Consider the following 23927-nt stretch of genomic DNA (forward strand, 5'->3'; position numbering starts at 1 on the left):
CATCAGAAATTCATACGCATCTGTTACAATAAGGAGCAGGAAAAGGAAAGGTGTGAGCATATGAAAAAAATACTGTTCATGGAAGATGAACCTACAATCCGCGAGGTCTTAGCGGAATATATGAAAATGCAGGACTATGAGGTTACAGAAGTGCAGGACGGCGAGGAAGCTGTAAAGGCTTTAGAGGAATGCCTCTATGATATGGCTGTGCTGGATATCATGGTACCGAAAAAAAACGGTCTGGAGGTACTTTGCCATATTAGGAAGCAGTTTCCGGATATGGCGGTCATTATGCTTACAGCCCTGGGGGATGAACAGACACAGGTTAAGGCATTTAATGCCTATGCAGATGATTATGTAATCAAACCAGTGTCCCCGATTATACTTCTGAAGCGCATGGAGACCATACTGAGGCGTTCCGCCAGAACCACAGTCCAGGCAGAACGCGGGCTGGTAATCCAAAAGGAAGCGTACCAGGCCTTTTATAACGGGAAGACACTGGAACTGACGCTGAGTGAGTTTTTGCTGCTGCAGACCCTGTATGAAAGACCAACCCAAGTATTTACCAGAGAACAGCTGATTCTCAGAATATTTAACGAGGATTACATCGGGAATGACAGAATTATTGATGCTCACATAAAAAATCTCAGAAAAAAATTGCCCCAAAACTGTATTCGTACCGTGATTGGTGTGGGATACCAGTTTGATGCTTCTCAGGAAACATACGGAGGAAAATAAAATGCGCCTGTCTAAAAAAACGTTCTTGTACAGTATTATGATCTCTTTGGTTTTAGTACTTTTTGTGCTCCTTTATTTCATATTCATGCTTCCATCCCTCTATGTAGAATATACAGGGCAGGAATATCTGGAATCTGTTATCCGGGTCCAGGAGGGATACAGTAAAAACAGGAGTTATCAGGGCCTGGAGGTAAGAAATCCCACGGGTTCCGCCTCTTTAGAGATTCCTCTTGAGGGAGACAGCATCTATCTGGCGGGAAAGGCGTTCCGGCTGACTATAAATATTAAAGATCCCAAACTTTTAAAAGCAGTTGAACAGTTGAGAGATTCTGTAAAGAATACGGAAAGCTTTGCCGATTTTGAGATGCCGGATATTGATTTTGAGGAATTAAAGAAGAGTATGCAAATGGAGGACGGAGGGCCGCTTTCAGATATACTATCCTTTCAGATGGATACAGATGAAGAGTTACAGGACGTTAAGACAAGGAAAGGCAAAGTTCATATCATTACTGATTCGATGGTAGTTTTTGAAGGAGGAATGAATGACAAAGACAATGATTATACCACATATATCGCAGCGGGGAAGACAAAGGATGCACTCATTTTTTCCTTTCTGCCTGTTATGACGCCTCAGATGAATGAGATACAGCCCATCGTTTTGGGGAGTCTCCCAATGATTGCGGCTGTGGTATTTCTGCTGGTACTCATTGCCTCCCAGATTTTTTCAAAGAAGATTGTCAATCCCATCATACGGCTGGCAGGTTATGCGGAGGATGTGAAAGAAGCAGGATACAGGGAGATGACTCCGCTAGAAATCCATGAAAAAGATGAGATTGGAGAGCTGGGAACCATATTAAATGAGCTGTATGATAAGCTGCGTCTGCAGTACCAGGAGCTTGAGGCAAAGAACCGGTCACTGGCCAGGGAGAACAAACGCCAGGAAGTCTTTCTTCGGGCGACCTCCCATCAGCTGAAGACACCTATCACAGCAGCGCTTTTGCTGACAGATGGCATGATCTCCGAAATAGGAAAATATAAAGATACTGGGAAATACCTTCCGGAGGTGAAAAAGCAGCTGCTCTCAATGAGAAAGATGGTGGAGGACATTTTGTATCTGAATCATTCGGCATATAACATTCAGAGAGAATCCGTGGATATGAATCTTCTGCTGAAAGAAGTGCTGGAAAGCTACCGGATACCGGCAGGAGAAAAGAAGCTGATCTTCCACTGTGAAGAGCAGCCCGTACTGGTAGAGTCAGACAGAGAAATTATGCGGAAGATTCTGGATAACCTCATCTCCAATGCAGTATCCTACACTCCGCCAAAAGGAGAGATCGCCATACACCTGTCTGAGGATTCTTTTGAAATTTTCAATACAGGAGCCCATATTGAGGAGGAGCTGCTTCCCCATATCTATGAACCCTTTGTGAGCAGCGATACCAGCCGGAAAGGCAGGGGACTTGGACTGTATGTGATCTCCTACTATATGGAGCTTCTCGGTTTTCAGATAGAAATTTCCAATGAGGAGAATGGGGTACTGGCCCGCATGTATCTAAACAGAAAGGAACATTAAAATTCCTAGGGACCTCCACGAAATCTTCATACGGACTTCATACGGTTCTGCTATGATAAGAGCAGAAAAAGAAAGGGGAGAAGATATATGCTGTTAACCATTCACAATCTTCAGGTACGCTACGGCAGCCAGCTGGCACTTCAGATAGACTGTCCCATCTCTATCCATGAGGGGGAGAGGATCGGTATCATTGGCTCCAACGGTGCAGGAAAGACAACGCTGGTAAAATCCATTTTGGGACTCACCAGCTACAAAGGAAGCATCCGCACAACTCTGAAACCAGAGCAGATTGCAGCACATATGCAGTCCAATCATTATGCGGCAACCATGCCGGTAAAAACTATTATGGAGACAATACTGGACACAAGTATCCGAAAAAACAGAGAGCTGCAGGAGCTGATATCCTATTTTGAATTTGAAAAATGCCTGCACAAGCGATATTCCCATCTGTCCGGGGGACAGAAGCAGAGATTTACCATCATTATGGTTATGCTCCAGAATGCCCCCCTCACCTTTTATGATGAGGTGACATCCGGACTGGATTTTGAAACCAGGCAAAAACTGATGGAGAAGCTGGTAAATTGGTACCAGGATAAGTCCAATACCCTGTGCATTGTTTCCCACTATTACGAGGAACTGGAAATGCTTGCAGAAAAGATTCTTATCTTAGACCAGGGGAAAGTGATTGATTTTGGAGAAAAAAGAGAATTATTCCGGAAGTACTGCGGGAGATCGGTTTTTATTACAGATAGCACAAAGCGCAACCAGGAGCTCCTAAGGGAGTATAAGAAGCTTATGTCCCCGGATCATCTTTTGGCTATCGCCTGTCCTGATATAGAGATTGAGCACAAAATCTCTGAGCGCCTGCTTCAGGAAAATGTAAACTTTAAGAGAAGTGATAATGACATTGAGATTATGTCCACCAATGCAAAGGCGGCATACTATGAGAGGGAGGGGAGATCCTATGAAGACCAAATCATGCAATAAGAAGCTTATTATCTACGAGATACGCAATGCAATTGGAAATCCTTTCATTGCATTTTTCGGAATTGTCTTTCCGGTAATGATGCTGATGATTATTACATTCTCCCTGAGAAAACAGGTGCCGTCCTCTATGATACGGGAGACAAACACAGGGGTTTTCATTACTATGAGCCTGATTATTCCCATGGCGGTAATCCTCCTGGGGCATTCCGCCAATTATTCCCAGGAACTTGAGAAGGAGATTCCGGTACGGATGCAGCTGTTTGGCTTTTCCCAGAACAGTATTATGCTGGCCAAGATCATTGCGCAGACCATAACTCTGACGGCAGGATTGATATTTTACTCTGTATTCTCCTATATTTTGGTAGATCTGCAGAGTCCTAAGTTCTCCTCCGCCCTCTGCCTCATAGGCTGTCTGTATCTTTTAGGAATCTTTTTCTTTCTCTTTGCCCATGGCCTCTCTAATATTTTTAAAAAGTTCGGCCCTACGTATACGATAAGTATGTTTGTCTACTTTGGGAGCATGATTCTCTGCGGTATGATGGGCATACAGACCGAACAGCTTCCCAAAGCGCTGAGGCGTGTGGCATCTTTCCTTCCAATGAGCTACATCAGCAGTGATTTCATTGAATTCTGGCAGGGAGGCAGCTATAATTTCGGACCTATGATTCAGGCATTCCTTTTCTTTGGCGCACTCTGCGGATTGCTGGTAATATACTCTAATTATAAAAACAGGAGAGTGATTAAATAATAAAACCGGCCGGTAAGAGCTTATCATAGCTTCTTATAAAAGACCAGATTAAGGTTACATTTCATAATTCACCATTACGAAAATGTAAGGTATAATTCTTCTTTCCTATGCTATAATCTAATCAACAGAAGCTGAACGAAAGGGGATGGCAGGGATGAGAGTATATAAAAACTATAACAAAAATGTATTTCTCAGAAAGGGGATGGAATACCTTTGTACAGGAATTATGACAGTTCTGTGCATCCTTTGGGGAGTAATCCTTACAGCGCTTTATCTTCTCATCCTGTTTGCCGTTACCTGTGTCCGGATATTTGAGCCGGATGACTAGGGAAATGCCCGTTCTCCGGGCACTTCCCGGTATATTCACAGTGACGAAGGAAATGTTTAGACTATTCCAATGATGAGTTATGACGGATCCAGTATTGAAAAGCCCTGACAATATAGTCCGATGCGCCTGGGCCATATTTTGTATCAGTGACAGCTTTTATATAGTCATTGGAATAGACATCCACAATCATCTCCCAATAGTTTCGCCCGAGAAAATCTGCGGTTGTGTTTTCCTGGGTTTGTTTTACAAGTTCTTGTACAATCGACTGTATATCTTCCGCTGAGACATCTTTTTGCGTATCAGAAGTCAGACTTTTATATAGGTCAGTGATTTGCTGGGTGCGCTTTTTTGTTTCCTCAGATACCTGTTCTTCCATGAGTTCAGAGAAATGATCAAGATTATATTTCATAGCCTCCGTATAGTTCTCCACGCTGCCATACTCTTGTATTGCACGCTTGGCAATCTCAGCCTCCCTGTCTCTGGCTCTCTGGATAAATAAATCAAAATTCTCAAGACTTCCCCAATTTTTTATGATATCTTTCGTATTGGTGGTTTTAAATTGTTCCAATGCTTGGATATATTCTGTCAGGTCAAATTCTTTAAACTCCATACAATGTTCCCCTTTCTCCAGGCGGGTAAGGAGCTGTATGAGTCTGTCTATACGATTCCGTTTTAGCAGGAACAATTCTTTCTGTTTCCTAAAAGCGGCTATCCTGTCAAAATCAGGTTTTTGGATTATGATACGTATTTCTTTTAATGAAAACCCCAGTTCTTTAAAAAACAGTATCTGCTGAAGCTTCTGCATAGCATCCTCGTCGTACAGACGATATCCGGACTGTGTTAACTTACTTGGCTTTAGCAGTCCGATTTCATCGTAGTATTGCAGGGTGCGCTTGCTTATTCCTGTGAATGCAGCAACTTGGCTTGTGGTTCGCATATCCTATCAGCTCCTTCAGTTTCCTTAGTAATTGAGTATGAGGCAGAGTGCCGGCAAACATATATTCTGCCTCTATAAATCTAGAATATAGTATCACGTTACGTGTAAGTCAATACATTTTGCAACAATTGAAGAAAAATCATGAAGGGGGGAAGAGGATAGCGGTAAATATCATCCGTGCTCACTTGACAAGTACTATAAATTATAGTACCATAAGCAGTGTTGCATATAGTATAATATATAGTAGTATATATTATAGTTTGTATAAAGTGAAAGGAGACTCTAATTATGAATCAACCAAACAAAAAAATGGCACTGCTGGGAAGTGTGCCAATACCGAAGGCACTGCTGGCATTGGGGCTTCCCACCATGATTGGTATGCTGATTAACGCACTGTATAACCTGGTGGATACCTATTTTGTGGGTGGTTTGGGAACGGATCAGATGGGTGCGGTCACAGTGGCCTTTCCTCTGGGACAAATGATAGTAGGTCTGGGGCTGCTATTTGGAAATGGTGCTGCCGCCTATCTTTCAAGGCTGCTTGGGCGGGGGGATAAGGAAACGGCGGACAAAGTTGCCAGCACCGCCTTGTACAGCAGTATTTTGGTGGGAGCAATACTCATTCTTTGCTCTGTCATTTTTCTGAGACCGATCTTAAAACAGCTCGGAGCAATCGAGAGTGTTATGCCTTATGCAATCTCTTACGCCAGTATCTATATCACATTTTCGATTTTTAACGTATTTAATGTCACAATGAATAATATCGTGGCAAGTGAAGGAGCGTCTAAAACAGCCATGTGTGCACTGATGGCAGGTGCCCTGTTAAATGCGGTATTAGACCCGATCTGCATTTATGCGCTTCAACTGGGAGTGGCAGGTGCAGCCATTGCCACGGCTGTTTCACAGATGGTTTCCACAGCAGTCTACTTGTGCTATATCTTTCGAAAAAAGAGTGTATTCAGTTTTCGTATCAGGGAATGCAACTATTCCAGAGAAATTATGTCCGAGATTTTGAAAATAGGGATTCCCACACTGCTATTTCAGGTATTGACCAGTCTTTCTATCAGTATGATGAATCATGCGGCGAAAGAGTATGGGGGATCTGCGCTGGCAGCGATGGGACCGTTTACTAAAATTATGTCCATGGGAAGCCTGATCGTATTTGGATTTCTGAAAGGCTTTCAGCCAATCGCCGGGTTTAGTTATGGAGCAAAAAGGTTTGACCGCCTGTATGAAGCAATCAAAACCGCTATCCTCTGGTCTACCTTATTTTGTGTGGTGTTCGGCCTGACTGCAGCAATCTTTCCTGCGCAAATCATGAGCTTGTTTACAAAAGGAGACAGGGAGATGGTCCGTGTGGGGGCAGCCGCTTTGAGAGCAAATGGTCTTTCCTTTATCTTCTTTGGCTTTTACACTGTGTACTCATTCCTCTTCCTGGTAATGGGAAAGGCGAAAGAGGGGTGTATCCTTGGTGCCTGCCGGCAGGGTATTTGTTTTGTGCCCGTTATTTTACTTCTTCCAATGGCTTGCGGCTTGCAGGGAGTACTGTATGCTCAGCCCATTGCTGATATACTGTCGGCTGCCGTCTCCGTATATATGGCCGTGCATCTTCATAAGGAACTGAGCGCAGCAAAAGTACGGGGAAAAGAAGCTTATCCGGGAGCGGGCGGCTTTGCGTAATTCCGGTTGCTGCTAGAAGCTATAAAATTTGCATACGCAGAGTGATAGTGCTATAATACTTATGGAGCAATGGGGCGGGTCCTGTTGCTCTTTTTGCACAATGCGGCTTTTGTGCAGGAAGAGTGCTGAACTAAGTTTTACATTTTTGTTATAGCTGCCGCCAGCGTTTTTTGAGAAATTCGCTCCAAGAGTTTATCCCCAGACACCTGTGTCTAGGGATAAAAAACGGTATTTCTCGCTTTGTGTCGTGTTTTTTTATTCGAAAAGATGGTACTATGCAAATAGAAAGGAAGAATTGGCAATGGATGCAAAGAAAATCGGCAGATTTCTAAAGGAGCTCCGGAAGGAAAAAGGGTTAACACAAGAACAGCTTGCAGAAATGCTCTTTGTACCTGGCAGGAGTGTATCCCGCTGGGAGACGGGTACGAATATGCCGGATTTAAGCATTATGATTCAAATAGCAGATTTCTACGAGGTAGAAATCAATGACATCTTAGAAGGAGAAAGGAGAAGCGAGAGTATGGATCAAGAGGGAAAAGAGACATTATCTAAGGTCGCAGAGTACAGTAAATCGGAAAAAGATAAGGCGGTAAGAGCAGGAAATACGGCATTTGGCCTGATGTTTGCGCTATCTGCAGTCCTGATTATTGTGCAGTTAATTGTCACAAAGGAACTGTGGACCGTTGCCGGGGAAACGATTACCTTACTTGTCGGAGGCATAGCATATATAGGAATTATGCTGTATAATGGCATATGGGAAAACGGTTCGGGAATTCAAAGTACTCCGGCAAAGGATGCTTTGACGAGCGTCGTGTGCTCGGGCATATTTTCTTCCGCATATGTGTTTTATATCATCCGAATAGGCGGTACGGCATCCCAGGCTGTGCGCGCCGCAGTCATATTTTTTACAGGAATTGCTATATTGAGTTTTGGGGTCCTGAGAATTTTAGCCTTTTTTAACAGCAGACGAATAAGAAAAGGAGAGTTAACCGACCCGCCAAAGGGAGTTAAGGAAGTAGTGCCGGTTAACGTTTTCACAGCAGACGGAACCATGCAGGCAGATATGATAATAGAAGCGTTGAAAAATAATGGCATTGCTGCCTATAAGCAGGACATGGGAGACGCCGGGTTGGCCTCAGTGCGTTATGGTATGGGGCGGGGAATCAATGACAGCGTTGCTATTTTCGTTGCAGATGCGGAAGCTGACAACGCTGTGGAAGTAATAAACGGCATGGGACTGCTTTAGCGGAAAATATTTTTCCTCATTCCTCAGCAATCCAGTCCGGATGTCGTTTTTCCCTATGATTTCAAATTGTCCGAATCGCTGTTCCTTTGTGATTAAATACTTAAACGGCAAAGCTTCCTCCAGCATATTATCCTCCACAGAGGCAGGGCCAGAAAATTGAGATGGACGATAAATATCTACTTGAAGTTCTCACAGAAACTTCGTATAATTGAAAAAGTATGCATAGTTATACAGATTGAATCGGCACTGTAAATATTTGAGACAGGAAACGGAATTTACTAAGAGCGAAAGCAGATATAAGATATGCTGCTGAAACAGAGATAAACAGTATAAAGAACATAAACAGCTGCTGGAGATTCATCAACAAAAATAAGGAGATACAATGAGAAAACTAGCTTTAAGTGATGAAATATTACTAAAAATCGAGAAACCAGCCCGCTATATCGGCAATGAGGTCAACTCGGTGATGAAAGAAAAGGATCAGGTGGATATCCGTTTCGCCATGTGCTTTCCGGACGTGTACGAGATTGGTATGTCTCATTTGGGTATCCAGATCCTTTATGATATGTTTAACCAGAGAGAGGATACCTGGTGTGAGCGCGTCTATTCTCCCTGGCCGGATCTGGATCGGATCCTGCGGGAGAAGAAGATCCCTCTTTTTGCCCTGGAATCCCAGGATGCTGTGAAAGACTTTGACTTCCTGGGTCTGACACTGCAGTATGAAATGTGCTACACCAACGTTCTCCAGATCCTGGATCTAAGCCAGATTCCCCTGCTGGCGAAAGAGAGAACGGAGGATATGCCCATTGTCATAGGGGGAGGCCCCTGTGCCTATAATCCGGAGCCCCTGGCGGACTTTTTTGATTTGTTTTATATCGGTGAGGGAGAAACCGTATACTATCAGCTGCTTGATGTCTATAAAGAAAACAAACACTCCGGGGGCGGCAGAAAGGAATTTTTAGAAAAAGCGGCAGGGATTCCGGGAATCTATGTACCTGGTTTTTACAGTGTGGAATACCACGAAGACGGAACCATTGCATCCTTTTCTCCCACCTGTGAATGCGCGCCTCAGAAGGTAGAAAAACAGGTGGTTATGGATGTGACGGATACGTATTATCCCAAAGCCCCCGTGGTACCTTTTATTAAAGCTACACAGGACAGGGTGACTCTGGAGATCCAGAGAGGCTGTATCCGGGGATGTCGTTTCTGCCAGGCCGGAATGCTGTACCGTCCAACAAGAGAGAGAAAGCTGGAGTATCTGAAACAGGCGGCAAAGGATATGCTGGTAAATACCGGACACGAGGAGATTTCCCTGAGTTCCCTAAGCTCCAGTGATTATTCTCAGCTGCCGGAACTGCTTCAGTTTTTAATTGAAGAATTTGACAAGAAAGGCGTCAACATCTCGCTGCCGTCCCTGCGCATAGATGCTTTTTCCCTGGATGTTATGAGTAAAGTCCAGGATATCAGAAAGAGCAGCCTCACGTTTGCACCGGAGGCAGGTACGCAGAGGCTTAGAGATGTGATTAACAAAGGCCTCACCGAGGAGGATATCCTGGAAGGAGCAGGCAGTGCCTTTGAAGGAGGTTGGACCAGAGTAAAGCTATATTTCATGCTGGGATTGCCCACGGAAACAGAAGAGGATATGAGAGGAATTGCCGAACTGGCAGAAAAAATAGCCCGGAGATATTACGAGATTCCAAAGGAGCAGCGCCATGGTAAGTGTCAGATTGTAGTAAGCACTTCCTTTTTTGTGCCAAAGCCCTTTACCCCCTTCCAGTGGGCACCTATGTTTACCAAGGAACAGTTTCTTGATAAAGCCAGGTTTGTAAAAGAAGCCATCCGGGCCCAGCTGAACCAAAAGAGCATTAAGTATAACTGGCATGAGGCAGATGTTACGGTACTGGAAGGCATTCTTGCCCGGGGGGATCGGAGGATTGGACCTGTGATCCAAAAGGCCTATGAGAACGGAAGCCTTTTTGACTCCTGGTCAGAGTACTTCAGACCCCAGGCCTGGCAGCAGGCTTTTGAAGAGCTGGGGGTAGATCCGGATTTTTATACCATGAGGGAGCGGGCTGTTACAGAGATTCTGCCCTGGGATTTTATAGATGTCGGTGTGACCAAAAAGTTTTTAATTCGGGAATGGAACCGGGCAAAAGAGGAAGAGATAACGCCTAACTGCAGACAGCAGTGTTCCGGCTGCGGTGCGGGAAGATACAAAGGAGGTGTCTGTCTTGAAGGTTAGAGTAAAATTTGCAAAAGAGGGTCCTATGAAGTTTATCGGACATCTGGATATCATGAGGTATTTTCAGAAGGCTATCCGCAGAGCAGGGATTGACATTGCTTTTTCAGAGGGCTTCAGTCCCCATATGATTATGTCCTTTGCCGCACCTTTGGGGGTTGGCATCACAAGCACAGGAGAGTACTTCGATATGGAAGTAAATACTGCAACAAACTCAGAGGACATGAAAAAACGCCTGAACGCCGCTATGGTGGAAGGAATGAGGATTTTAAGTATAAAAAAGGTAGATGACGGTAAGGCCAGCAAAGCCATGTCCCTGGTGGCCGCAGCAGATTATCTGGTAACCTTCCGGCCCGGTCAGGAATCGCTGAGGGATATATTTTTGGAGCATTTGGCTGACTTTTGCGGCCGGGAGCAGCTTCTCATCTGGAAAAAAACCAAGAAAAGTGAAAAGGAAATTGATATCCGGCCTTTTATCTATGAGATGCGAAGAGAAGGGGAAAGTATCTTTTTGAAACTGGCAGCAGGAAGTGCTAATAATACAAAACCCGAACTGGTTATGGAAGCTTTTGCCGGCTATTTGTCAATTTCTGTCCCGGCGTATGCCTTTGAAGTCCATCGAATGGAAACCTACGGGGAGATTCAGGCAGAGGGCAGACCGGTATTCGTATCGCTGGAAGGACTGGGAGAAGAAATTGAGTAAGCTAATTATTACAAAGATGCAGATACATTCCCAAGAAAGGACGGTAACCGCACTTGTGGAGGAGGGAAAGGTGCTGGAACTGCGGCTCTCTTCTTTGGAACAGGAAGCGCTGCTTGGCAGCATTTATATTGGAAAGGTAAAGAATGTATCTCCCAATCTTGACGCGGCTTTTGTGGAGCTTTCCCCGGGTGTGACAGGTTATCTGCCCCTGTCAAAAGAACTTCCTTACTTTACAAATCCGAAAAAAGACAATATAGTAAAAGCGGGTGATGAAGTTCTGGTGCAGGTAAACCGGGAGCCCTTAAAATCCAAGGCTTATAACCTGACATCCAATCTTAGCTTTACCGGCAAATATCTGGTACTCACCAGCCAGCGGTGCCAGCTCAGTCTCTCCTCTAAGCTGAATGGGGAAGACCGGGAGCGCCTGAGGAAGTGGCTGGTGCCTTGTATGGAGACGGAATTCGGTCTGATTGTCCGCACAAACAGCAAAGAGGCGGAAAAACAGGAGATACTGGCAGAACTGGAATACCTGAAAAAGCGTTGGAGGCGGGTAATTGACATCTGTAAAGGCAGGACCTGCTACAGCCTGCTGGAAAAAGCCAGCCCCTTTTATATTCAGGCTGTGCGGGATGTCTACGGAGGTACCCTGGAGGAGATTGTCACAGATATTCCGTCTATATTTACGGAACTCCGGGAGTATCTGGCGGAGTATCAGAAGGAAGACACAGAAAAGCTCAGGCTCTATGAAGACAGGCTGCTATCTCTTCACAAGCTTTATTCTCTGGAGCGCGCATTGGATCACGCGGCGAAAGAAAAAGTATGGCTTCCAAGCGGAGGTTTTTTAATGATCCAGCAGACAGAAGCTTTTGTGGCAGTGGATGTAAATACCGGAAAATATACAGGTAAGAAAAAGCAGCAGGAAACTTACCGTAAAATCAATCTTGAAGCGGCCCGTGAGATTGCGGCACAGCTGCGGCTGAGGAATCTCTCAGGAATTATTCTGATTGATTTTATTAATCTGGAGCGAAAGGAACACCAGGAAGAGCTGCTGAATGTTTTCAAAAAATATCTCCGCAGAGATCCGGTTCACACGGTACTTGTGGATATGACCAAGCTTAACATCGTTGAAGTAACCAGAAAGAAAGTAAGAAAATCACTGGCGGAAGAAATAGGAGGGAAATAATATGCTGAAATTTGCACATTTTAATTTTAATGTACTGCACCTGGAAAAGAGCCTTTCCTTTTATAAGGAAGCTCTGGGGCTTACGCCTGTCAGAACAAAAGAGGCGGAGGATGGTTCCTTTACTCTGGTTTATCTGGGAGATCAGACCACTGATTTTACGCTGGAGCTTACCTGGCTGAAGGATCGGACAGAGGCGTACAATCTGGGAGAATGTGAATTCCATCTTGCCTTTGAGACAGACGATTATGAAGGCTTCCATAAGAGACACAAAGAGATGGGATGCATTGTGTTTGAAAATGAGGCTATGGGAATCTACTTTATCACAGATCCGGACGGCTACTGGATCGAGATCGTACCGTCAAAATAGGAAAATTGTGTATGAATAAAAGAAAATTAAAACCGTATCACGGTCTGTTGTTTTTTGCAGTGGTGATGTTCTCCTTTTACTTTATTATGGCTCCCCTGCAGATGCGCTTTGGTATGTACGGGCTTGCAATGACTGAACTGCTCCTTCTGGTAATGGCCATTGCCTGCGCAAAATTGTGCCGGGCTGATCTTAAAGAAATATTTCCTGTAGGCAGAGTCAGGCTTTCCAAGACGGCGGGAACCATACTTCTCTGGCTGGCTTCTTTTCTCACAGTTATGGTGCTCACATTAATCATTACATGGTTTTTCCCCGATGAGATGCTGGGGGTAAGCGAAGGGCTGAGCTCCGTGATCAGCTCCGTACCGTTTGCTGTTGGATTTCTGTTTACGGTAGTGATGCCTGCCGTGTGCGAAGAGGCAGTGCACCGGGGAGTCATTCTCCACAGTATGCTTCCGCTGAAGAAGAAGTGGCTCATTGTACTAATTATGGGAATTCTGTTCGGCATCTTTCATACGAGTATATGGAGATTCGTCCCAACTGCACTTCTGGGAGCCGCCTTGTCCTACGTCATGCTGGAGACGGAAAATATGGTATATCCCGCCATCTTTCACGGGGTAAATAACTACGTACCACTGGCCATATCCTCCTATTCTGCCAAAATACTGGAACGAGCGGGGAGTGACCTGTCTCAGACCAGTCTGGATGCTGTTCCGGTGGCAAGCATCGGCATCTATCTGCTCATGGCCTGCTGTGTGCCTTTTGCTGCTTACGGGGGAAATTATCTGCTCCACTATGGGGAGGAAGGATACAGGAGCACCTTTTTCCCTAAAAAAAGACAGGGATTGATTATTACTGTGCTGATTATAACAACCGTTCTGATTTTGGCGGCAGGATTTGCACTTTTACTCTACGGAATTTTATTTGATTCTCAGTTTCATGATCTGCTAAGGCAGAATATGTAAACTGCTGGAAATTTGCAGGAAAAAACAGTTGACGGACACAATATCTTGTGCTATTATAATACGGATGCCGCACAAAGAGGTCAGAAGTGTTGCTTTCTGAGTGATTCAGCAGGAAGGCAGCCACCATATTTGGCGAGTAATGATAATAGGAGGTGCCATATGTACGCAATTATTGCAACAGGTGGTAAACAGTACAAAGTAGCCGAAGGCGATATCATTAGAGTAGAAAAGCTTGGTGTAGAAGCTGGAGAGACTGTTACATTTGATGATGTACTTGCAGTAAACAACGACGGGTTAAAGGTTGGCGCAGATGTTGCTGATGCCAGTGTTACCGCATCTGTAGTTGAGAACGGTAAAGCGAAAAAAGTTATCGTTTACAAGTATAAGAGAAAATCTGGTTATCACAAAAAGAACGGTCACAGACAGCAGTTCACAAAAGTGAAAATCGAAAAAATTAATGCTTAATTCCTGACAGGCGATTATGATTACGGTTATTGTATATCAAAGGTCAGACGGTGAGTATATAGGATTTGAAACCAGTGGACATGCAGATTACGCCGATGAGGGATATGATATTATCTGTGCGGCAGTTTCAGCCCTTACTGTGAACGCTGTGAATTCTGTCGAAACCTTTACGGAGGATGAATTCGGGGGAGAGCAGAGGGATGGGTACTTAAAATGTATGATTACTGGTCCTGTCAGTACTACAACAGCATTACTATTAAAATCAATGGTTCTTGGATTAGAGATGATTCAGGAAAACTACGGCAAAGAATACATTCATTTGATATTCAAGGAGGTGTAAGGACATGTTAAAGATGAACCTTCAAATTTTCGCTCATAAAAAAGGAGTTGGTTCTACCAAGAACGGCAGAGATTCCGAATCTAAGCGTTTAGGTGCGAAAAGAGCTGACGGCCAATTCGTTAAAGCTGGCAATATTCTTTACAGACAGCGCGGAACTAAGATTCACCCAGGTGTGAATGTGGGACGCGGAGGAGACGATACATTATTTGCATTAGTGGATGGTGTTGTTCGTTTTGAAAGAAAAGGAAGAGATAAGAAACAAGTTTCTATCGTTCCTGTATCAGCAGAATAATAAGTCACGTATAACATGGAACCATGCAATCATCTAATGTGTTGCATGGTTTTTATGTTATTGATCATACTTATAATATGCAGTACTAAGATTATGCTTGAAATAGAAGAAAGAAAAAAACAGGTGAATTATGTTTGCAGACAGAGCTAAAATATATATCAGGTCCGGAAAAGGCGGGGACGGCCATGTAAGCTTTCGAAGAGAGCTTTATGTACCCAACGGAGGGCCGGACGGAGGAGACGGAGGAAAGGGCGGAGATGTTATCTTTGAAGTTGACGAAGGCCTGAATACCTTAGGAGACTACCGTCACAAAAGGAAATATGCTGCCCAGGACGGCGAGCAGGGAGGCAAGAGAAGGTGCCACGGAGGCAACGGACAGGATATTGTGCTGAAGGTTCCGGAAGGTACAGTAATAAAGGAAGCACAGAGCGGAAAAGTAATTGCGGACATGTCAGGGGATAACTGCCGGCAGGTAGTATTAAGAGGCGGCAGAGGCGGCAAAGGAAATCAGCATTATGCCACGGCTACTATGCAGGTGCCAAAATATGCCCAGCCCGGACAGGCTGCCCAGGAACTGGACGTAATTCTGGAATTGAAGGTAATTGCAGATGTAGGACTGGTGGGATTCCCAAATGTGGGGAAGTCTACCTTTCTCTCCAGAGTGACCAATGCCCGTCCCAAGATTGCCAATTATCACTTTACTACCCTGAATCCCAATCTGGGGGTAGTGGATCTGGAAGGCACGGACGGTTTCGTCATTGCAGATATCCCCGGATTAATAGAAGGTGCCTCTGAGGGCCTGGGGCTGGGACACCAGTTTCTCCGCCATATAGAGCGTACCAGGGTCATTATTCACATGGTAGACGCAGCATCTACGGAGGGAAGAGATCCCATTGAGGATATTTACAAAATCAACAAGGAGCTGGAAGCTTACAATCCGGAGATTGCAAAACGTCCCCAGGTAATCGCTGCCAATAAAATTGATGCGGTGTTTCAGGAGGGGGAAGATCCCGTAGAGGCTATCAGAAAAGAATTTGAACCCAAAGGTGTCCGTGTATTTGCGATCTCGGCAGTAAGCGGACAGGGTGTGAAGGAACTGCTCTATTATGTGAAGGAGCTGCTGGATCATACAGAGCTTGCGCCAATTGTGTTTGAACAGGAGTTCTTCCCTGAGGATGTTCTGATCACGGAGAACCTTCCCTACACTGTAGTGAAGAGTGAGGAAGATCCCCATATCTTTATTGTAGAAGGACCTAAGATTGAAAAGATGCTGGGATATACGAATCTTGACTCTGAGAAAGGGTTTGCCTTCTTCCAGAAGTTCCTCAAAGAAGGAGGGATACTGGCAGATTTAGAGAAAGCCGGGATCGAAGAGGGAGATACCGTACGTATGTACGGATTTGATTTTGATTATTATAAGTAGGAGGATTTATGACAAGTAAACAGAGAGCGTATTTAAAAGGGCTGGCCATGAATGTGGATCCTATTCTTCAGATCGGCAAGTCCAGCCTGACGCCGGAAAATACAAAATCCGTCGCGGAAGCACTGGAGGCAAGAGAATTGATTAAAATTTCTGTGCTTCAGAACTGTATGGATGATCCAAAGGCCATGGCCCAGATTCTTGCGGAGAGAACAGGATCTCAGGTGGTTCAGGTGATTGGAAAGAAGATTGTGCTGTATAAGGAAGGAAAAAAAGATAAGAAAAAAATAGAACTTCCCAAATAAAAACAGGCAGATACAGCACCTTACGAGGAAGACTATCATGAATCAGAAAAAGAAACGAATCGGAATCATGGGCGGAACCTTTGATCCTATACACATAGGCCATCTCATACTTGGTGAAACGGCCTATGAGCAGTTTCAGCTGGATAAGGTATGGTTTATGCCGGCAGGGAATCCCCCTCACAAGCAAAACCGCCAGGGCAGGGCTACGGACAGTGAGAGAGTAGATATGGTACGTCTGGCTATCGCCTCCAACCCTCATTTTGAGCTCTCTCTGATAGAAATGAACGAGGATGGATATTCGTATACCTACCGGACATTAGAGCGCCTGAAAAATCAGTATCCGGAAACTGCGTTTTATTTCATTCTGGGGGCAGATTCCCTCTTTGATTTTGACAAATGGCGGGAGCCTAAAAGAATCTGTGACGCCTGTACTGTGGTAGTTGCCACAAGAAACCATACCAGCCATCAGAAACTGGATGAGATCATGTGGAAACTGACCTATAAGTTTCAGGGCAGCTTTGTAAAGCTGGATTCTATCAATATAGATGTATCATCAAAAATGCTCCGCTCCTGGGTAAAGGACGGCAGAACTACGAAGTATTATCTCACAGATAATGTGATGGACTATATCAGAGAACACAAGATTTATAAGGACAGTGAAGAGGTATGAACTACAACATCGAAAAAATGACCAAGGTCTTAAAAAAAGATTTGGATGAGGAGCGCTTCCGACATACTATGGGGGTGATGTACACCAGTGCAGGTCTGGCCATGGCCCATGGAGAAAATCTCCAGAAGGCACAGACCGCCGGTCTTCTTCATGACTGTGCCAAATGCATACCAAACAAAAAGAAGCTGAGACTTTGCAAAAAGCATGGAATAAAAATAAATTCCTTTGAGATGCGAAATCCCTTTCTCCTCCACGCCAAGCTGGGCGCATTTTTAGCCAAAGAAAAATACCAGATAAAAGACAGCGGTATTCTTTCGGCCATCAGGTACCATACCACAGGAAAGCCGGATATGAATACACTGGAGAAGATTGTTTATATTGCAGACTACATTGAACCTATGCGCTGCAAGGCCCAGCACCTCAGTCAGATACGCATGCTTGCTTTTAGAGACCTGGATGAGTGTATGTATGAGATACTAAAGGATACACTAGCTTACCTGGAAGGCAATTCCGGAGAGATTGATACAGCTACCAAAGAGGCTTTTTATTACTACGAGAGATTACACAATGAACGACATAGAGAGGAAACGGCAAATGAATCAAAGTAAAGAAATGGCACGACTTGCCTGCGATGCCCTGGAGGATAAAAAGGCAATCGATATTAAGGTAATTGATATTGAAAAGATTACCACTCTGGCAGATTACTTTATCATCACCAGCGGTTCCAACCGCAGCCAGGTACAGGCAATGGCCGACAACGTGGAAGAATTCCTGGGAAAAGCAGGATATGAACCGAAACAAATAGAGGGATACCAGAACGCAAATTGGATTTTGATGGATTATGGGGATATTGTGCTTCATATTTTCGATGAAGAGAACAGGCTTTTCTATGATCTGGAAAGAATCTGGAGAGACGGGACTTGTATCTCTGTGAGTGAATTAGAATAGAAATTTGGTGCGGCAATGTGAGCTGGGGGCTTGCTTTGCCGTGTTTTTTTTTGCAATAATTGGGATTTAACTTCCTAAGCTTGAGACTGCCCAGTCGGAAGGTATGGGGTGGCATGGGGACGGTGAGAGAAAGTTCCAGGTGTAGATTTATCAGAAGGGGAATGATATCCTCCATATAGGATACGGCTGTAAAATTGTCAGATAAAATAGAGATGTAATATTGCCAAAGAGAATGGAATTAATAATTGAAACGGGTTAAGTTGTTTATCCAAAACATTGAGTTACCAATAGTGCTAAACCAGAGGAAAAGTGTACAACTTTCGACCTTCCCCACCCGTTTTCCGTGAATGTGAAGTGAGTCACTGCCAGGTCAAGGGAGGAGGTCTTGGGGCCAAGGGTGCTGGGTGGATCTGCGCAGACTACGGAGTGCGTCCGAAGATCCACTGCCGGCGGTCACTTAGGAGCGAAGGCTTTCCTGAGCTTCTTAGTGAACGGCCAGGCAGTTAGCTAAGGAGAAACGCAGTAGCAAGCAGATCCACCCAGCACCCTTGGCCCCAAGATCTCCTCCCTTGACCGTCCGTCTGCAACGCTCCGCTCGCCGACTATATAACCCCGAACTTCACATACACAAAACTATCACTCTGCACTTATAGTATCCACCACCGACATCCCCCGGATTCTCTTTGCAGGCCCATGCACAGCCAGGATCGCAGATCCTGCGATCACCAGTATGATAACCAGCAGAGATCCAACCGGTACATACCAGGAATCTCCCCACCGATAGGTGACAAGTCTCTCAAACAGAAGCTTGTTGAGAGGAAGACCTATGAGACAGCCAAAGAAAATACCGAAAAAAGCGTAGGTTGCTGCCTCAGCTGATATCATTCGTATCAGCTGCCGGTCACTCATGCCGATGGCTCGCATTGCACCATACTGACGGAGGCGGGCGGATACACTCATGGCGATGCTGTTAATGATATAGAATACAGAGATTAAGGCAATTACAGCCAGAAATCCGTAGATGAACAGTGCAAAGGAATAATAAGCGCCCATGGTCTCTCTGTTTTTCATACGCTGATCTGAGAAGATAACCGAATCTCCGGCATCGGCACGCATCTGTGCTACATCCTTGTCTGTTACTTTGGAATTGAACTGTACATCTATGATGGTATAATTGCTCTCCCCCGTTAACTGCTGAAATAATTTTTGGGAACAAATTACAGTTTCTACTCCTGGCTCTATGCTGAAGGGGCCGTTGGACAGAATTCCCGACACCTTTACATTCACCGGCTGTCCCTCAGGCTGAGAATCTATGGTAATCGTACTGCCCAGGTGCAGGGGATTTTCTGTGTGAAAAACAGTGAGTACTGTGCTGCCATTCTTTGCATCATCGATTGATCCCTCAAGGAGCATATCATCTGCCCACTGGAACTGATATTTTTCGTAGGAGATAAGGTTGACACTTTTTGTCTGTCCGTTTATCTTTACCGGGATATTGTAGGCAAAGCTTCTGCCGTACACCTTTTTTACAGAGGGAATGGCCCCATAGGATTCAGCGAGATCCGGAGAGATTGCGCAGGTATTGTCAGGGCTGATCACAGACAGATCCGGTGCATAGGGCTTCAGCGGTGTGATGGCATGGTTCATAAAATCTACGGCTGAACGGAAGGAGAGAAATAGAATAATGCTGAAGGCAAATGAGCCAATCATAAGGAAAAAATTCTTCCTGCTCCCTTTTGCGTGGTGGATCCCCAAAGCAGTATCTACCTGAAAGAATGCGGTTGATGCCGCTTTCCGCGCCTCCTGGATGGTCCCTGCATTTCCCGATACGGCCGCCACAGGGGAAACTCTGGATGCTTTTTTGGCTGGCGAACCGGTCGCAAGCAGGACAGTGATAAGGCCAATCAGAACACCTGATATCAGGCCCAGCCAGCTAATCCCGAAATCTGGCATCTCCCCAAATATGCTTGGACTTAAGAACTCCAGCAGTGCGCACAGAAGCCATATGACAGCAGTACCAGCAGCAATCCCCAGTGGGATAGCCGTTTTACACCAACTAAGGGCTTCCCTTCGCACAAAGCGAATTACTTGCTTCTGAGTTGCACCCAGACAGCGCATCATGCCGAAGAATTCGGTTCTCTGTACAACATTGCTGTTCAGGCTTCCTGCAATCATGAGAGTTCCTGCAATAGCAACCAGGACAGCCAGGACTCCTGCAGTAAGATATAGCTGCATCATATAGGGATCTTTGCTCTGCAGCATCAGTGCCAGGAGCTTTGTATTCTGTGTGATTTGATTGTCTGACAGCTGCAGCTGTGCCTGAATATCTGACAGTGTCTTTTGTATGCTGCAATAGGGAGTGAATGTAACATAAAAGATCCCCTCATAGGTTTCTGAAGAATCAGCAGACAGCTGTGTCCGGAAAGCTTCTGTATTTAGAAATACACCGAAGGCATCTTTTTCAGTGAGCATAGACGTATCTCCTGTAAATCCGCATACCGTTAATTCTACGGATTCCCCTTGGGGAACGGTCAGTAAAATGGTGTCGCCTTTTTTTAGCCCCAGCTGTTCTTTTACACTTTTTGTAAAAACAGCTGAATGTGTATCTTTTGGAAATTCCCCTTCTTCCAGCTCCATTCCCGGAAACATATCAAGCAATTCTTCATCGAACCCGCAGATAACCGCATCATTCCCCTGAAGCTGATACCCCTCATCTAAACGGTAATTGAGAACATCATACCATGCAGACGCTTTTATCTCAGGCCGGGAGGCTATGATAGCAGCCTGTTCAGCAGTGATTTCTTTAAAACCTGCGTGCCAGCCGCCATCGCTCTTTTGAGACTGCAGCCTCTGAGCACGCATCTCCATGTCTGCCATGCCGAAGATTACGGTAACCAGAAATACTGCCAGTATAATGCAGATTCTGGTCATTCTGCTTTGTTTGCGGTGTACCTTAGCGGAAATAGGAATTAAGTCCAGATAATGTTTCATACCTTCATGCCCCCCAGTTCACTGAGAATACCGTCTGTGACACGCAGAACACGGTCAACAGAGGATGTAAGATTGATATTATGAGTAATCATAAGAACCGTCTGCTGATAATACCTGGATGCTTTACAGAGAAGATCCATGACGTCCTGGCTGTTTTTGGAATCCAGATTCCCGGTAGGTTCATCAGCCAGTACCAGCATGGGCTTCGCAATCAGAGCACGTCCTATGGCTACGCGCTGCTGTTGTCCCCCTGACAGCTGACTGGGAAGATGGGTACGGCGATCTGTCAGACCTAGTACCTCCAGGATCTCGTCTGTCTGTTCCCGGTTTGGCTTTTTATTGTCCAATAGAAGGGGAAATATAATATTCTGTTCCACATTCAGCTCCGAGATGAGGTGAAAGGACTGGAAGATAAATCCAATGTGGCGGCGGCGGAACACCGTACGTTTTGTTTCCTTCATTGAGAATAAATCTTCCCCATTGAGATAAATATGGCCGGACGTAGGAGTGTCCAGACCTCCGATGCAGTTCAGAAGAGTACTCTTTCCGGAACCGGACTCCCCTACTACAGCGGTAAATTCTCCCTTTTCCACAGTAAAGGAAACGTCCTGCAGCGCTTTGACCTGTGTATCACCTTTTCCATATACTTTGCAGAGATTTTGAGTACGCAATATTTCCATGTATTTATTCCTCCTTGTTATTCTACCCTGACAGTATATCAGGAGAACCTTACATACAGATGAATTCCAGCTTACGGTTCTGTAAGGAAAGAAATAATAAAGGCCGTTCCCTTGCCCGGCGTGCTATGAAGAGAAAGGATCCCCCCCTGGCCTTCAATAATCGATTTGGCCAGGGGCAGCCCCAAGCCTACCCCCTGTGTATCGGAGGAGGATTTACTGCGGTAGAATCGTTTAAAGACATGGTGAATATCTTCCGGAGGAATCCCGCTGCCGTTATCCGTAACAGACAGCCGAAGCATTGCCGGAGACTGCTCCCAGACGATCTTAATTGTGCCCCCTGTCCCGGTGTGGTCCAGAGCGTTTTTCACCAGGTTGCCTATGGCCTCACCGGTCCATTCCGGGTCACACAGAATCTGCTCCCTGGGATTACCGTTTATCAGGATCTGTTTTTCTTCCTGCTTTGCTCTTGTAATCAATTCTGCAATTCCCCCGGAAACCAGTTCATAAACCGTACAGAGTTTTTTCTCAAAACGAATATTTCCCGCATCCAGCCGCATAACCTTCAGCAGAGAGAGGATGAGCTGTTCCATACGCGCGAGGGATATCAGAGATTTTCTGGAAAATTCCTCTACTAAAGAGGGATTTTCCGGCTCATCCAAGATGATTTCAGCATACATATTCAGGGCAGCCAGGGGAGTCTTTAATTGATGAGAGATATCAGATATCATATCTTTTAAGAATTCCTTTGCTTTCTGTTCGGATTCACTTTTGGACTGCAATGCCATAGCCAGCTCATTCACGGAGGCAAACAACTGATACAGTGTACCTGTTTCATTCCTGGGCAGATGATGTACGAAGCTCCCCTCCGCAAATTCTGCAATTCTGCGGGCAGCTTTTTGATACAGCAGTTCCCGCCGGTAAAGAAAGAAGGCGGAGACGCCCATCAGGCTCCCTCCCAACCCCAGCCCCCCCAGAAGAGCGATGATCAGATATCGTATTGCTGACCGGCGGGCTGCGGGAAGAAGCCAGAAGGGGGTACTTTCGGTACGTCCGCTTTTTTCAAGAAGCAGTACACCTTCCTCCGTAGACTTGCTGTTTTTAAAAGCAGCAGCGGTAATATCTTCAGATACGCCCTGATCTAATAGATAGGAAGCGGCAGTCTGTTCCTGTCTGAGCAGAAGCTTTTTCACCTCACGAGTCTGTATACCAGCACATAAAACAAAAAAGGCAAGCATCAGTGTGCAGAAGCAGGCGAGAAATAAGAAATAGCAGCGGGATTGCTTTTCATGCAGAAAGCTCATAGCGTTACTCCTTCCATTGATATCCGAACCCCCGGACAGTCAGAAGATGTTCAGGGTGTGAGGGATCGTTTTCCAGTTTTTCACGCAGACGGCGCACATATACAGACAAGGTATTGTCGTCCACAAAGCTTCCGTTGCCGTCCCACAAAAGATCCAGGATAGCGCTTCGGGTCAGAATTCGGCCGCTGTTTCTTACCAAAAGACATAAAAGCCGGTATTCAGCACTGGTCAATTCCAGGGGACTTCCGGACAGGAAAGCCTTGCTTTGAAGAAGATCAATCGACACTTTACCAGAGACGAGCTGGCCGTCCCCTAGTTCCCCCTTCCTCCCGTTGCGCCTGAGAAGGGCCCGGATACGGGAGCACAGTTCTCCCAGACGGAAGGGTTTGGTAATATAATCATCTCCTCCGCTGTCCAGTCCCCGTATCACAGAGGTCTCCTCATCTGCAGCAGTGAGGTATATGATAGGGATGGGGTTCCCCTCCCGGCGTACCTGTTCACAGATTTCGAATCCCGTTCCATCTGGAAGAGTCACGTCAAGAAGAAGCAGGTCATAGTCGCTGGGAACAGATAAAAGTGCTTTTGCCTCCCGGAGCGTCCGGACAACATCCAGTTGAAACCCATTTTTTTTCAAGGCATACTGCAAGCCATCGATCAGACTGATATCATCTTCTAAAAGAAGCAGCTTATACATAAGTTTCCTCCTGTAAAAACATGTTTATAGTGTATTATAACATAAATTTATAGGATAACCCTTCAGCTTACAAATATGTAAGATGAACTGGCCCTATAGTCAGTTTTCCCAAGTCCCATCCTTTTTCTTG

Annotated in this window: 25 protein-coding genes; 20 read left to right on the forward strand and 5 right to left on the reverse strand. The window is 45.3% G+C overall.

The window, feature by feature from the left end:
* The first annotated feature begins 60 nt into the window (after positions 1-60).
* The 5 genes from GKG41_RS14715 (at position 61) to GKG41_RS14735 (ending at position 4374) form a co-directional block, all read left to right on the forward strand.
* Positions 61-738, forward strand: a complete 678-nt coding sequence (locus GKG41_RS14715; protein WP_154259912.1) for a response regulator transcription factor — start codon at positions 61-63, stop codon at positions 736-738.
* Position 739: 1 nt separating this feature from the next.
* On the forward strand, positions 740-2311 hold the full coding sequence (locus tag GKG41_RS14720) for a HAMP domain-containing sensor histidine kinase (RefSeq protein ID WP_154259914.1): 1572 nt from the start codon (positions 740-742) through the stop codon (positions 2309-2311).
* A gap of 87 nt (positions 2312-2398) precedes the next feature.
* Positions 2399-3298, forward strand: coding sequence for an ABC transporter ATP-binding protein (locus GKG41_RS14725; protein ID WP_154259917.1), 900 nt, complete (start codon positions 2399-2401; stop codon positions 3296-3298).
* Positions 3276-4046 (forward strand): ABC transporter permease, encoded by a 771-nt coding sequence (locus tag GKG41_RS14730; RefSeq protein WP_154259919.1) that lies wholly within the window; start codon positions 3276-3278, stop codon positions 4044-4046. The genes GKG41_RS14725 and GKG41_RS14730 overlap by 23 nt, the downstream gene beginning before the upstream one ends.
* A gap of 154 nt (positions 4047-4200) precedes the next feature.
* Positions 4201-4374: a hypothetical protein gene (locus tag GKG41_RS14735; protein ID WP_154259922.1), complete on the forward strand. Its 174-nt coding sequence runs from the start codon at positions 4201-4203 to the stop codon at positions 4372-4374.
* Between the two features lie 61 nt (positions 4375-4435).
* Here GKG41_RS14735 and GKG41_RS14740 read toward each other — a convergent pair whose 3' ends face one another.
* Entirely contained in the window at positions 4436-5311 is an 876-nt protein-coding gene (locus tag GKG41_RS14740; protein ID WP_154259924.1) for a MerR family transcriptional regulator, read from the reverse strand.
* A gap of 288 nt (positions 5312-5599) precedes the next feature.
* Here GKG41_RS14740 and GKG41_RS14745 point away from each other — a divergent pair, with 288 nt between their 5' ends.
* The 15 genes from GKG41_RS14745 (at position 5600) to rsfS (ending at position 18131) form a co-directional block, all read left to right on the forward strand.
* The gene (locus tag GKG41_RS14745) at positions 5600-6991 is read left to right on the forward strand and encodes an MATE family efflux transporter (RefSeq protein ID WP_154259927.1); all 1392 of its coding nucleotides are present in this window, start codon (positions 5600-5602) and stop codon (positions 6989-6991) included.
* A gap of 301 nt (positions 6992-7292) precedes the next feature.
* The gene (locus GKG41_RS14750; protein ID WP_154259930.1) at positions 7293-8237 is read left to right on the forward strand and encodes a helix-turn-helix transcriptional regulator; all 945 of its coding nucleotides are present in this window, start codon (positions 7293-7295) and stop codon (positions 8235-8237) included.
* A 382-nt stretch (positions 8238-8619) separates the two neighbouring features.
* Positions 8620-10479 carry a TIGR03960 family B12-binding radical SAM protein gene (locus tag GKG41_RS14755; RefSeq protein WP_154259932.1) on the forward strand — a complete coding sequence of 620 codons (1860 nt, stop codon included), beginning with the start codon at positions 8620-8622 and terminating at the stop codon, positions 10477-10479.
* A complete protein-coding gene (locus tag GKG41_RS14760; RefSeq protein WP_319018941.1) occupies positions 10460-11179 on the forward strand; it encodes a TIGR03936 family radical SAM-associated protein in 720 nt (239 codons plus the stop codon). The genes GKG41_RS14755 and GKG41_RS14760 overlap by 20 nt, the downstream gene beginning before the upstream one ends.
* Positions 11172-12362 carry a ribonuclease E/G gene (locus GKG41_RS14765; protein WP_243141074.1) on the forward strand — a complete coding sequence of 397 codons (1191 nt, stop codon included), beginning with the start codon at positions 11172-11174 and terminating at the stop codon, positions 12360-12362. Before GKG41_RS14760 ends, GKG41_RS14765 begins: the two co-directional genes overlap by 8 nt.
* A 1-nt stretch (position 12363) precedes the next feature.
* The gene (locus tag GKG41_RS14770; RefSeq protein ID WP_154259936.1) at positions 12364-12729 is read left to right on the forward strand and encodes a VOC family protein; all 366 of its coding nucleotides are present in this window, start codon (positions 12364-12366) and stop codon (positions 12727-12729) included.
* Between the two features lie 11 nt (positions 12730-12740).
* On the forward strand, positions 12741-13691 hold the full coding sequence (locus tag GKG41_RS14775; protein WP_154259938.1) for a type II CAAX endopeptidase family protein: 951 nt from the start codon (positions 12741-12743) through the stop codon (positions 13689-13691).
* A gap of 159 nt (positions 13692-13850) precedes the next feature.
* The gene (gene rplU / locus GKG41_RS14780; RefSeq protein ID WP_072853598.1) at positions 13851-14156 is read left to right on the forward strand and encodes a 50S ribosomal protein L21; all 306 of its coding nucleotides are present in this window, start codon (positions 13851-13853) and stop codon (positions 14154-14156) included.
* A 16-nt stretch (positions 14157-14172) separates the two neighbouring features.
* A complete protein-coding gene (locus GKG41_RS14785; protein ID WP_154259941.1) occupies positions 14173-14496 on the forward strand; it encodes a ribosomal-processing cysteine protease Prp in 324 nt (107 codons plus the stop codon).
* Between the two features lie 4 nt (positions 14497-14500).
* Positions 14501-14788 carry a 50S ribosomal protein L27 gene (gene rpmA / locus GKG41_RS14790; protein WP_072853602.1) on the forward strand — a complete coding sequence of 96 codons (288 nt, stop codon included), beginning with the start codon at positions 14501-14503 and terminating at the stop codon, positions 14786-14788.
* A 130-nt stretch (positions 14789-14918) separates the two neighbouring features.
* Positions 14919-16211, forward strand: a complete 1293-nt coding sequence (gene obgE / locus GKG41_RS14795) for a GTPase ObgE (protein ID WP_154259943.1) — start codon at positions 14919-14921, stop codon at positions 16209-16211.
* An 8-nt stretch (positions 16212-16219) separates the two neighbouring features.
* Positions 16220-16513 (forward strand): ribosome assembly RNA-binding protein YhbY, encoded by a 294-nt coding sequence (gene yhbY, locus GKG41_RS14800; protein WP_154259945.1) that lies wholly within the window; start codon positions 16220-16222, stop codon positions 16511-16513.
* A gap of 37 nt (positions 16514-16550) precedes the next feature.
* A complete protein-coding gene (gene nadD, locus GKG41_RS14805) occupies positions 16551-17183 on the forward strand; it encodes a nicotinate-nucleotide adenylyltransferase (RefSeq protein ID WP_154259948.1) in 633 nt (210 codons plus the stop codon).
* Positions 17180-17791: a bis(5'-nucleosyl)-tetraphosphatase (symmetrical) YqeK gene (gene yqeK, locus GKG41_RS14810; RefSeq protein ID WP_154259950.1), complete on the forward strand. Its 612-nt coding sequence runs from the start codon at positions 17180-17182 to the stop codon at positions 17789-17791. Before nadD ends, yqeK begins: the two co-directional genes overlap by 4 nt.
* Positions 17778-18131: a ribosome silencing factor gene (gene rsfS / locus GKG41_RS14815; RefSeq protein WP_154259953.1), complete on the forward strand. Its 354-nt coding sequence runs from the start codon at positions 17778-17780 to the stop codon at positions 18129-18131. Before yqeK ends, rsfS begins: the two co-directional genes overlap by 14 nt.
* Before the next feature lie 636 nt (positions 18132-18767).
* Here rsfS and GKG41_RS14820 read toward each other — a convergent pair.
* The 4 genes from GKG41_RS14820 to GKG41_RS14835 form a co-directional block, all read right to left on the reverse strand.
* Positions 18768-21122 (reverse strand): FtsX-like permease family protein, encoded by a 2355-nt coding sequence (locus GKG41_RS14820; protein WP_154259955.1) that lies wholly within the window; start codon positions 21120-21122, stop codon positions 18768-18770.
* Complete coding sequence (locus GKG41_RS14825) at positions 21119-21802, reverse strand: ABC transporter ATP-binding protein (RefSeq protein ID WP_154259957.1); 684 nt, start codon at positions 21800-21802, stop codon at positions 21119-21121. The genes GKG41_RS14820 and GKG41_RS14825 overlap by 4 nt, the downstream gene beginning before the upstream one ends.
* Positions 21803-21873: 71 nt before the next feature.
* Positions 21874-23103, reverse strand: coding sequence for a HAMP domain-containing sensor histidine kinase (locus GKG41_RS14830; protein WP_154259960.1), 1230 nt, complete (start codon positions 23101-23103; stop codon positions 21874-21876).
* Positions 23104-23107: 4 nt separating this feature from the next.
* The gene (locus GKG41_RS14835) at positions 23108-23797 is read right to left on the reverse strand and encodes a response regulator transcription factor (protein ID WP_154259962.1); all 690 of its coding nucleotides are present in this window, start codon (positions 23795-23797) and stop codon (positions 23108-23110) included.
* Positions 23798-23927: the final 130 nt, after the last annotated feature.

The sequence above is a fragment of the Lactonifactor sp. BIOML-A5 genome, assembly GCF_009677585.1.
Lineage (GTDB): Bacteria > Bacillota > Clostridia > Lachnospirales > Lachnospiraceae > Lactonifactor.

Bases quoted from the DNA above. Each gene is read 5' to 3' on its own strand.
- GKG41_RS14730 (WP_154259919.1), top strand. From the start codon at position 3,276: ATGAAGACCAAATCATGCAATAAGAAGCTTATTATCTACGAGATACGC.
- GKG41_RS14750 (WP_154259930.1), top strand. From the start codon at position 7,293: ATGGATGCAAAGAAAATCGGCAGATTTCTAAAGGAGCTCCGGAAGGAA.
- GKG41_RS14715 (WP_154259912.1), top strand. From the start codon at position 61: ATGAAAAAAATACTGTTCATGGAAGATGAACCTACAATCCGCGAGGTC.
- rpmA (WP_072853602.1), top strand. From the start codon at position 14,501: ATGTTAAAGATGAACCTTCAAATTTTCGCTCATAAAAAAGGAGTTGGT.
- GKG41_RS14735 (WP_154259922.1), top strand. From the start codon at position 4,201: ATGAGAGTATATAAAAACTATAACAAAAATGTATTTCTCAGAAAGGGG.
- GKG41_RS14820 (WP_154259955.1), bottom strand. From the start codon at position 21,122: ATGAAACATTATCTGGACTTAATTCCTATTTCCGCTAAGGTACACCGC.
- GKG41_RS14725 (WP_154259917.1), top strand. From the start codon at position 2,399: ATGCTGTTAACCATTCACAATCTTCAGGTACGCTACGGCAGCCAGCTG.
- nadD (WP_154259948.1), top strand. From the start codon at position 16,551: ATGAATCAGAAAAAGAAACGAATCGGAATCATGGGCGGAACCTTTGAT.
- GKG41_RS14740 (WP_154259924.1), bottom strand. From the start codon at position 5,311: ATGCGAACCACAAGCCAAGTTGCTGCATTCACAGGAATAAGCAAGCGC.
- rsfS (WP_154259953.1), top strand. From the start codon at position 17,778: ATGAATCAAAGTAAAGAAATGGCACGACTTGCCTGCGATGCCCTGGAG.
- GKG41_RS14825 (WP_154259957.1), bottom strand. From the start codon at position 21,802: ATGGAAATATTGCGTACTCAAAATCTCTGCAAAGTATATGGAAAAGGT.
- GKG41_RS14745 (WP_154259927.1), top strand. From the start codon at position 5,600: ATGAATCAACCAAACAAAAAAATGGCACTGCTGGGAAGTGTGCCAATA.
- yqeK (WP_154259950.1), top strand. From the start codon at position 17,180: ATGAACTACAACATCGAAAAAATGACCAAGGTCTTAAAAAAAGATTTG.
- GKG41_RS14720 (WP_154259914.1), top strand. From the start codon at position 740: ATGCGCCTGTCTAAAAAAACGTTCTTGTACAGTATTATGATCTCTTTG.
- GKG41_RS14830 (WP_154259960.1), bottom strand. From the start codon at position 23,103: ATGAGCTTTCTGCATGAAAAGCAATCCCGCTGCTATTTCTTATTTCTC.
- GKG41_RS14775 (WP_154259938.1), top strand. From the start codon at position 12,741: ATGAATAAAAGAAAATTAAAACCGTATCACGGTCTGTTGTTTTTTGCA.
- GKG41_RS14770 (WP_154259936.1), top strand. From the start codon at position 12,364: ATGCTGAAATTTGCACATTTTAATTTTAATGTACTGCACCTGGAAAAG.
- obgE (WP_154259943.1), top strand. From the start codon at position 14,919: ATGTTTGCAGACAGAGCTAAAATATATATCAGGTCCGGAAAAGGCGGG.
- GKG41_RS14835 (WP_154259962.1), bottom strand. From the start codon at position 23,797: ATGTATAAGCTGCTTCTTTTAGAAGATGATATCAGTCTGATCGATGGC.
- yhbY (WP_154259945.1), top strand. From the start codon at position 16,220: ATGACAAGTAAACAGAGAGCGTATTTAAAAGGGCTGGCCATGAATGTG.
- GKG41_RS14785 (WP_154259941.1), top strand. From the start codon at position 14,173: ATGATTACGGTTATTGTATATCAAAGGTCAGACGGTGAGTATATAGGA.
- GKG41_RS14755 (WP_154259932.1), top strand. From the start codon at position 8,620: ATGAGAAAACTAGCTTTAAGTGATGAAATATTACTAAAAATCGAGAAA.
- rplU (WP_072853598.1), top strand. From the start codon at position 13,851: ATGTACGCAATTATTGCAACAGGTGGTAAACAGTACAAAGTAGCCGAA.